The organism is uncultured Brachyspira sp., assembly GCF_934747485.1.
Classification (GTDB): Bacteria; Spirochaetota; Brachyspiria; order Brachyspirales; family Brachyspiraceae; genus Brachyspira.
Genome location: NZ_CAKVGN010000092.1, coordinates 1 through 9,676 on the forward strand (window position 1 = coordinate 1; position 9,676 = coordinate 9,676).

At 29.1% G+C, this 9,676-nt stretch carries 10 protein-coding genes; 5 read left to right on the forward strand and 5 right to left on the reverse strand.

What is annotated here, in order from left to right:
• Nucleotides 1-49: 49 nt before the first annotated feature.
• The 3 genes from Q0H31_RS12225 to sdaAB form a co-directional block, all read right to left on the reverse strand.
• Nucleotides 50-253, reverse strand: a complete 204-nt coding sequence (locus tag Q0H31_RS12225; RefSeq protein WP_295298583.1) for a GNAT family N-acetyltransferase — start codon at nucleotides 251-253, stop codon at nucleotides 50-52.
• Nucleotides 254-328: 75 nt separating this feature from the next.
• Nucleotides 329-1,210: an L-serine ammonia-lyase, iron-sulfur-dependent, subunit alpha gene (gene sdaAA, locus Q0H31_RS12230; RefSeq protein ID WP_295298585.1), complete on the reverse strand. Its 882-nt coding sequence runs from the start codon at nucleotides 1,208-1,210 to the stop codon at nucleotides 329-331.
• A gap of 32 nt (nucleotides 1,211-1,242) precedes the next feature.
• On the reverse strand, nucleotides 1,243-1,917 hold the full coding sequence (gene sdaAB / locus Q0H31_RS12235) for an L-serine ammonia-lyase, iron-sulfur-dependent subunit beta (protein WP_295298587.1): 675 nt from the start codon (nucleotides 1,915-1,917) through the stop codon (nucleotides 1,243-1,245).
• A 333-nt stretch (nucleotides 1,918-2,250) separates the two neighbouring features.
• Here sdaAB and xerD point away from each other — a divergent pair, with 333 nt between their 5' ends.
• From xerD to Q0H31_RS12260, 5 genes are all read left to right on the forward strand, one after another.
• Entirely contained in the window at nucleotides 2,251-3,177 is a 927-nt protein-coding gene (gene xerD / locus Q0H31_RS12240) for a site-specific tyrosine recombinase XerD (RefSeq protein WP_295298590.1), read from the forward strand.
• Nucleotides 3,178-3,206: 29 nt separating this feature from the next.
• On the forward strand, nucleotides 3,207-5,501 hold the full coding sequence (locus tag Q0H31_RS12245; RefSeq protein ID WP_295298592.1) for a hypothetical protein: 2,295 nt from the start codon (nucleotides 3,207-3,209) through the stop codon (nucleotides 5,499-5,501).
• A 233-nt stretch (nucleotides 5,502-5,734) separates the two neighbouring features.
• Complete coding sequence (locus Q0H31_RS12250) at nucleotides 5,735-6,013, forward strand: hypothetical protein (RefSeq protein ID WP_295298594.1); 279 nt, start codon at nucleotides 5,735-5,737, stop codon at nucleotides 6,011-6,013.
• Complete coding sequence (locus Q0H31_RS12255) at nucleotides 6,006-6,194, forward strand: hypothetical protein (protein WP_295298596.1); 189 nt, start codon at nucleotides 6,006-6,008, stop codon at nucleotides 6,192-6,194. The genes Q0H31_RS12250 and Q0H31_RS12255 overlap by 8 nt, the downstream gene beginning before the upstream one ends.
• A 291-nt stretch (nucleotides 6,195-6,485) precedes the next feature.
• A complete protein-coding gene (locus Q0H31_RS12260; RefSeq protein ID WP_295298599.1) occupies nucleotides 6,486-6,989 on the forward strand; it encodes a tRNA (cytidine(34)-2'-O)-methyltransferase in 504 nt (167 codons plus the stop codon).
• Here Q0H31_RS12260 and Q0H31_RS12265 read toward each other — a convergent pair.
• Both Q0H31_RS12265 and Q0H31_RS12270 read right to left on the reverse strand, forming a co-directional pair.
• Nucleotides 6,982-8,742: a HAMP domain-containing sensor histidine kinase gene (locus Q0H31_RS12265; protein WP_295298601.1), complete on the reverse strand. Its 1,761-nt coding sequence runs from the start codon at nucleotides 8,740-8,742 to the stop codon at nucleotides 6,982-6,984. The two genes, Q0H31_RS12260 and Q0H31_RS12265, sit on opposite strands and share 8 nt — an antisense overlap.
• A gap of 10 nt (nucleotides 8,743-8,752) precedes the next feature.
• Nucleotides 8,753-9,436 (reverse strand): response regulator transcription factor, encoded by a 684-nt coding sequence (locus Q0H31_RS12270; RefSeq protein ID WP_295298603.1) that lies wholly within the window; start codon nucleotides 9,434-9,436, stop codon nucleotides 8,753-8,755.
• Nucleotides 9,437-9,676: the final 240 nt, after the last annotated feature.

The following is a 9,676-nucleotide window of genomic DNA, read 5'->3' on the forward strand; positions in this document are numbered from 1 at the left end:
TTGAAAAACAATTGGAAATTATATATAATTTAGCAAAAAAGGAGCTTTTTTAGTTATCTAGGACAGCCCCAAAATTATTATTATCATTTGTATCTAAATAAAATTTTTGCATATGGCTTTTAGTTTCTTCTATGCTTGTGAAAGGAAACCAAGGAAGATATTTATTAACTTCTTTGTCTGATAGAATACTAAATAATGCTTCTGTGTCATTGATGTTAAATTTTCTTATTATGAGTCTTTCAGTTGTAATCATATTTTTTTATAAAAGTTAAAAATAAAAGGGCATACAATAATATTGCAAGCCCTTATTAATTATAATATCTTCAAATTATTTATTAATTTTTCCTAAAAGCTTCTCAGCAATAGCACGTCCTGTAGGAGTGTTAGCAAGTCCGCCCTGAGAAGTTTCTCTAAATCTTTCGTCCATTCCGTCAGCAACTTCTTTCATAGCCATAACAACCTCATCAGCAGGAATAACACTTTTAAACCCAGCACAAGCCATCTCAGCACAAACTATAGCATGAACAGCCCCCAAAACATTTTTACTCATACAAGGCACTTCAACAAATCCAGCAACAGGGTCGCAAACAAGCCCAAGTATAGCAGATAGGGATAAAGCAAAAGCATGAGCACACTGTTCAGGAGTTCCTCCCATAATTTCAGCAGAAGCACAAGCAGCCATAGCCGAAGCACTGCCGCATTCAGCCTGACAACCTCCGCCCGCTCCTGCAAATGTGGCAAGCTGGGCAATAATATCAGCAAGCCCCGCAGCTGTAAACATAGAATGCACTATATCTTCTCTTTTATATCCTCTGTTTTCGCATACAGTAAGCACCGCAGGCATTATTCCGCAGCTTCCTGCTGTTGGTGCCGCTATAATCTTACCCATACAAGCATTATAACCGCTAACTGCCATAGCTGCTGTAACCACTTCACCTATAGTCTCTCCTAATATACTCTTTTTGTTTTTATAAAATTTTTCTACTATTTCAACACAATCCTCCTGAAGCCCTGTTACAAAATTAAATTTCTCTTTTTTACCATTTACTACAGATTCTCTCATAATATCATAATAGCCAGACATCTGCTCTATTATTTTATTCCTATCAACTTTCTGACTGTTAGCTTCTATATCTATAACTATATCACTAATTTTTTTATTTTCTTCTGTAGCAGTAATAACTAATGATTCAATAGATTTTATATCCATAATTTATTTTCCTTTTTTTATATATTATTAAATTAATATAATTTATCTAAAAATACAAAATCTCTTATATTTTCTATTTTTCTAATTCTCTCTTCTATTTCTTTTGATATAACATCAGTCATACCAATAACTATAATAGCATATCCTTGATTAGGTCCTTCAAATTGAGGAGTAACATTCATATTTTCTATGTTAATTCCGTTTTCAAAGATAATGGAAGTAACTTTAGCAATAATCCCCGGTACATCTTTATTAACTATAGCTATAGTAGGGAAGTCTCCTTTATAATGCACTTCTATGCCATTTACTTTATCTAATACTATAAGTCCTCCGCCAATAGATGAAGCTAAAATATTCGTCTCATTATTTTTGCCTTTTACTTCTATATAAACACTATTAGGGTGAAATGCTTCTCTTAATGTAGTAGGTATAAACTCATATTTAAGATTATTTTCTTCAGCTAGTTTATAACTATCTCTAAGTTTAGTATCATAAGTTTCTAACCCTAAAAGACCAGCTAAAATAGCTTTATCTGTGCCATGACCTTTCCAAGTGAGAGCAAAAGAGCCGTGCAAATATATTTTGGCTTCTTTTACATCTTCCCCTAAAATTTTTTTAGCTAGTTTACCTATACGGCAAGCACCTGCCGTGTGAGAACTAGAAGGTCCTATCATTACAGGTCCTATTATATCAAATAAAGTTGCCATAAAATTAGCCTCCGTTTTTATATATATAATTTAACATATTCAATATATTTTAGATATATGTTTTATTAACTTTTTTTGCATCAAATAAAAAAAAATAAATAAAATATTTGAATATTACTTTTTACAATATTGTTTTTTTAAAAAATAAAAAGATAACATTTAATTTTAAAAATATTTAATATTATTTAAACATAATAAAATATTATAAACAATATATTATGTTTAAATATATTGCTTACATTACCGATAATATATGCAAGTGAACAGAATATTATAAAATTTTTATGTTTACTAAATTATGTATATATATCTTAAAGAAAGAGGCAATATTAAATGTCAGTGAAGCAAATTTCAGATCAAGAAATATTATCAATGTATTTAAATTACGAGTCAATGGAGAAGGGGTTATCATTAAATACACTAGAGTCTTATAGAAGAGACATAGTAATATATTTGGATTTTCTAAGCAGAAACAAAAAGACAATTTTAAAAGCTACCAGAAAAGATATAGAAAAGTTCTTGAGTGAAAGAAAGGATAAAGGTTCAAAATCTAGGACAGTTGCAAGAAACAAGGTAAGCATAGTTAATTTATATAAATTTTTAGTAATGGAAAATTATATTTCTAAGAATCCTACTGATAATTTAGAGGTAATACGTTTAAAAAGAGTGTTGCCTGAGTCTTTAACTACAGAAGAGGTAGATGATTTATTGTCTGTGCATAATGAGAAAACAGATAAGGGTTTAAGAGATAAAGCTATATTTGAATTAATGTATTCTTCCGGACTTAGAGTTAGTGAAATTTGTTCATTAAAAATAGAAGATATATTTTTTGATGAGAAGTATTTAAAGATTTGCGGAAAGGGTAAGAGAGAGAGAATAGTTCCTATTAATGAAAAGGCTTTGGATATTTTAAAGAGATATATTCAAACGAGCAGAGTAGTGATGGTTAAGGGTAAAAAGACTAGTGAGTTGTTTTTAAACTTTAGAGGAGATAAAATTTCTAGGGTAGGTATTTGGAAGATAGTGAAAGAAGCAATGAAAAAAAGCGGTATAGAAAAGAATATTTATCCGCATACTTTAAGACATAGTTTTGCCACACACCTTATTCAGCATGGTGCAGATTTAAGATCAGTTCAAAGAATGTTGGGGCATTCTGATATCACTACAACAGAAATATATACTCATGTTGATTCTACACATTTAAAAAAGCAGATTGCCAAACACCCTAAATATACAAAACACACTAGACAAAACAGCTAAAATAAAATAATAATTGGAAAACACTTTATATGAAAAAAAGCATTATAGCAACTACAATACTCTTACTTATAGCAACCTCTCTTATACTTCTTACTTTTGGTATAGGAGAAAGGCTTACAATCATTAATTATAATAGTAATTTACAATATGCGATAGAAGAAGATAACAATAATAGAAAAACGCATAGAATAGATATGTATAATCCAGATTCTCTTACTTTAGTTCACAGCAAACCTATATTTGATGAATATAATTTGGCTGTGGATTTGGACGATTTTTATGTTGATGAAGATATAAGTGTGAGAGAGGATATAGAACTTTTCAGTCAGGAATTATTATTAAGCGATGAGGAGATGAGCAGCGATATGCCGAATCCTAATGTGCTTCCTGCTATGGTTTTCTCTGGAAATACTACTGATAAAACTTCAGATAAATTGAGCAAGTCTATAGATACAGCTATTGTGAACTCTAAAAAAAGAGAGGCTCCGCGTGTTTCTATAGATTTGTCTAAAATTTCAGTATTTAGATATGAACCTGTAGTTATTAATGCTTCTATATATACAGATGATAAAGTAGAGAATTTAAGTGTTTATGTAAGATATAAAAAAGATAAAAGTGTAAGAAAGAATGTTGATGACAGATATCCTATTAATGTATTTAAAATAAAGAATGCTCAATATAAAGCAACTTATTTGCATCCATTTGGCGGTGATTTGGGAGAATATCAGGCGGTTGTGCTTGTGCAAACTAAAAGTGGAGTTTACGGTTATACAAAAGATTTTACTGTAAAAGGAAGACAATCTCCGCCTGCTAAAGAGACTAAAAAGATAACTACATTAGAATATGCTATAGATTTAACTACTAAAAAAATTCCTAATTTAGAGACAGGAGCACTTACAGAGGATTATAATGCCATATACGATTGGGTTCGTTATATGAAATGTGATACTTTGTGGGTAATAGGGGGACAAACTACTGGTTGGACTGGCGGTATTACACCTGAAAAACCTTGGGCACCTGCTATGATTAAGAATGTTGAGAATTTAGCTGCTTCAAAATCTAAGGGAAATGTTGAGCTTGGTGCTTATGTTATGAGTTATTTTGCTGCTGGAGGCGGACATAGAAAGGGCGGATATGAAGTTTCTATTGGTTATAATTCCAGCACTAAAAGTTTGGTAGAAAGCAGGCATATTTCTTTGGGAGACCCTAAGAGGGTGCAGGATATTATAGACATATTAAAAAGATATGATGCTAATCCTAATATATCATATATTGGTTTAGACTTTATTAGAACTGGGGAAGTTGATGGTTATGAGTTGGTTGATGAGATGGTAGAGCTTACTGGAGTTTATACTCCTGCCAATTGGTCTACTATGAACAAGGCTGCTCGTATGCGTTGGCTTGCTGTTAATAGAGGCAGAAAGGAAGTAGGATTAAAATGGAGATGGTATAGAGCTCATAAGGAATCACTTATTATAAAGGCTATAAAAGAATCTGGAATAAAGAAAAAATTATGGGCTTTCACTTTGGGATGGAATCATGGGCAGGAACATGGACAAGACCCTTATATGTTCTTTGATGCAGGTATTGACTATGATGCTGTTATGATATATGAAGCTAGCCGTCCTCAGCATGTGGGTATGCTTGCTGCTTGGCCTAGATATTTATCCGGCGAGTATAATGTTTTAGTTGGTAATATGATTGATAATAGACTTCAAGATGGAAGTTTGAGGCCTGAACTTGAATATATGAGAAGAGTATATGAGTCTGAGGCTAAATTCAACAGAAGCAGCAGAATAAGAGGTATATTCTTCCATGATGTATCAAGAATGTTATGGTCTAAGTTTAGAGGTCCTAATACTATAAAAGAATGGGCTAATATTAATGCTTCTATAGTTTCAAGAATAGAAGAAAAATATTCTGAAAACCCATTTAATGTTACTGTGAAGCTTGATGAGAGAAATAGAACTGGGGTACTTACTATAGTTAATAGAACTTCAAGAAGACTTAATAATGTTACTATTAAGACTGATTTGTCTCAGGCTTTAGCTGCTATTGTTCTTGACAGTGAAGTTGTTATAATAGATGCCGGTGCTGCTGTAGAGATAGGATTTAAATATTCTTATGGCAGAAGCAGATATTCTTCGCTTATGTCATTTAGGGTGATGGCAGAATCTGGAGAGGAGAATGTTGCTGTTGCTTATACTCTTCTTAATTCACTTAGGGTTGTTGAGCCTAAAAAAGAAGAAGCAGAAGAGGAAAAGCCTGCTATTGTAGCTAAGGGCGAAGAGAGTAATAACGAAAAAACAGTAAATGATAATTAATTAGAATATAATTAAAGGGGCTTTGTAAAGAAGCTCCTTTTTTTATCTATACTGAAATGATTATATTTTTTCAATTTTTAGTTTTTTGAATATTGTTATTAATTTTATAGTTCAATATATTATACTTGTTTCAAAACTTTTTTAAATATTTTATAATAATTTTACAATTTTAATTCTATTGACAAAAAGTACATTTATAATTAATATAAAGCAATTCAAAATGGAGTTTAAATATGTTAAAAAGATTATTAATTACATTTTTGTTATTAATATCTTTATTTGCTATAAGCTGTAAAAGTTTGAAAGATACAATAGAAGAAAATATTATAGGAATAGACAAAACTTATGCAGGTATTTGGAATGTTGATGAAACTCCAAATGTAAGTGATATTAATTTTTCAGGTTCTTATATTATAATAAAAGAAGATGGGGCTATGGATTTCTATTTTGGAAAAGCAGATAAAACCTTTAGTTTTTCTTCAGTTTTAATATTAAAAGTTAAAAATGGTTAATAATAAAATATATGATAATAATGGTACTATAGCATCGAAAGAACATTTACTTGATATGACTTTTGAAGAGATAAATAATAATGATACGACATTTTCTTCTGCAGCAAATGTAATTTATACTGTTAAAGAAAATAATGTAGATACAATCATTAAAGGAGTTTTTATTAAGCAAGCAGAGTAAAAGTTTAATATAAAATTATTAAGGGGAGGTTAGTTAAAGTTTCCTTTTTTGATTTAAAAATATATTTTGTTAGTTTTTTATAAATATAAATTATAATTTTTGTGAAATAAAATATTGTTATGTATTAAATATGCTGTAAAGTCTAAAAATAACTTAAAAATTGAAGTTGTTTTGCTTCTTTTATATCAATACCACATGGGCACTTCCTTCGGTAGTAAAAGAAGTGGGGTGCGGGGCAAATTAAAATAAAAAAACGTTTTTGATAAACTTAAAGTTTTTTAGTATACAAATATGAAAGATAAAATTAATATAAGCAATGAAAATTTTAATGTGTCGATAGCATTATATAGACCGGAGATTCCATCTAATACTGGTAATATTGGAAGACTTTGTGTAGGGTTAAATATATCACTTCATATAGTATCCAAACCATCATTTATATTAAGTGCAAAAGAGATTAGAAGGGCAGGGCTTGATTATTGGGAAAAGTTAAACCTAATAAAACATGAAAATGAACATACCTTCTTAGAATATTGCAAAGAAAATAACAAAAGAATAGTGCCTATATCAAAGTTTGGTGCTATTCGTTATGATGAGTTTAATTATAGTGATGATGATATACTTTTGTTTGGAAGGGAAAGCACTGGTTTAAGAGAATCTATATGGGAAAATGATGCTGCTAACTCTGTGTATTTGCCTATGAGTGATGATATACGCTCTATAAATGTATCAAATACCGCTGCCATAGTTTCTTATGAAGCTTTTAGACAATTATGCTTAAATAAAATTAAATAGCTTTCTTTATAGTTTTTTCTTCATCATACAATGTAAATACAACACTTATTTCTGTGCCTACATTTTCTTCACTTTTTACATGTATGTCAGCGTTATAATTATTGCATATATTTTTTACTATTGTTAGCCCAAGCCCCGTTCCATTGACTTTAAGGTATTTGTTGTTTTTTACCCTAAAGAATCTTTCAAATATTCTGTTTAAATACTGCGGGGCTATTCCGCAGCCAGTATCTTTTACTGTAAAAATTGCTTTATCTTTATCGGTGCTTAGAATAATTTTTACGTTTCCGCCGTCATCTGTATATTTTATAGCATTATCCACAAGATTATTAACAACTTCTGTTATTTTTTCTTTATTAGCCATTATGAATGCAGATTCTATATTTAAGTCTATTGTAATATCTCTTTTTTGTGCTTTTAATTTATTACTATCATAAACATTAAGTATTATTTCTTTTATATCCATTTTCTCATCTATAGTCTCTTGCCAATTAGCCTCTATTCTGCTCAATGTAAGCATATCCATAACTAACTCTTTCATTCTCAATGCTTCTGTATTTATTCTATTTACAAAATCATTTAATTTTTTTCCTCCTCCGGTAGCAAGTAAAAGTTCAGAATAACCCAATATAGAAGTTAAAGGCGTTTTTAATTCATGAGAGGCATTGATAAAAAAATCCTGTTTTTCTATTTCTAATTTTCTAATATCTGTAACATCTTCAAATTTTATTAAAGCAGATATATTTTCATTATTTCGTATAGGTATAATTGTGATTTCTATATCCATATTATGTTCTTTTGAGTCAAACTTTGAGAACCTTGATAATTCTATTGCATTGTCTATCTTTTTTATTACATTTTCATCTTTTATTATTTCATTTAAATTATTAACAGTTCTCTCTCCAATATCCAAAAAATCTATAGCAAATTGATTAATAAAAAATATTTCCTTCTTTTTATTAACTGCAATAATTCCTTGAGCAATATTTTCTAATACATAATTAAGTTTTTCTTTTTCTGTTTGATAGGCTATTATGTTGTTATTTAAATCAACAGCAACTTCATTAATATCATAAATTATATTGTTAATATCATTAAACCCTGTAAGGTTTTTTGGGGTAAGTGAGCGGTTATTATATATATTGTCAAGTGTTTCTTTAATGATATAAAAAGGATTCATAATATTTCTTGACATTATAGGTAGCACAAAAGCCATTAATATTACAACAATAGTTATCACCATAACAGCTGTAAATAAAAATGTAGTTAAATATTTATTAATAGAGTCCATTGGGATAGATACTCTTAATATGTAATCAACATAGTCATCAGATTTAATTTTTTTTGAAGCATATATATAGGGGGTTTTTTGACTAATAGAAGTGCTTATTGAAAAAGACGGCTCATTATTTGTGTTGTGCAAGGCTTCTATAACATCGCTTCTGTTATTATGATTTCCGAGAGTTGTTTTTGCTGTGTCGCTTAAAGTATCTGCAATAACTATACCGTTTGTAGATATTATACTTATTCTTAATTCCTCTTTATCTGATTGTAATACAAAGTTTCTAAAATCTTCTTCTGTTTTAATATCATATATGCTTATTTCCCTTTGAAGCATATCTATAATATTAACAATCATTACTCTGCTGTACATAATATTATTGTATTGCACTGTAAAAAGAATTCCTATAAACATTAAAGCACTTGATAATATAAGAATGAATAATGATTTTAAAAATATGTTTCTAATCATAAAAAGTAAATTATATTTCTATTAATTTATAACCAATTCCTCTAATAGTAATAATATTTTCCTTTTTTAAATCTAATTTTTGCCTAATAGATTTAATATGCATATCTATAGTTCTTGTTTCCATAGAATGCTCCACGCCCCAAACTTCTTCAAGCATCATTTCTCTGTCTACAACATTATTAGCATTTTCCATAAGCAGCTTTAATAGGTCAAACTCTTTTTGCGTGAGAGAAACCTGCCTGTCATTAACATATACAACTCTTTTTTTTACTATTAGTTTAATCTCTCCAAAAGTCAATTCTTCTGTATCTATTCTTACATCTTTTTTTCTCAAATTAGCTTTAATTCTTGCTATAAGTTCTAATACAGAAAAAGGCTTTGGTATATAATCATCAGCACCCAAATTAAGCCCAGTAACTATATTAATCTCACTAGATTTTGCAGTAAGCATTATTACTTTTATAGGTAAGTGAGCATAATCCGTTCTAATTATTTTTAATATATCAGTACCTTCCATATCTGGGAGCATAATATCCAAAAGTATTAAGCTAGGTATATTATTTTTCAAAGCTTCAAGCATTTCTTTGCCGTTAGCAAAACATTCTATATTAAAGCCTGCTTCTTCTACAGTGTATTTTATTAGGTCTCTTATATTATCATCATCTTCTACAGAATAAATAAGTTCTTTTTCCATAAAATTTCCACTCTTCTATTAAATTTTATTTGTATTATATATTCATTTTGTTCAATATACAAGTGTTTTGATATATAAAATAAAAAAAACTTTATTTGTTTTTTACAATATTTTACAAGTTATTTAATAATACAATATTATCATTAATATAGTTAAAAATAAAAATATGCACAGGAGCCAGACATATTGCAGTTAGGAATTCCTTAATTTCTTAAAGTATAGCATAGGTGTATCATAATT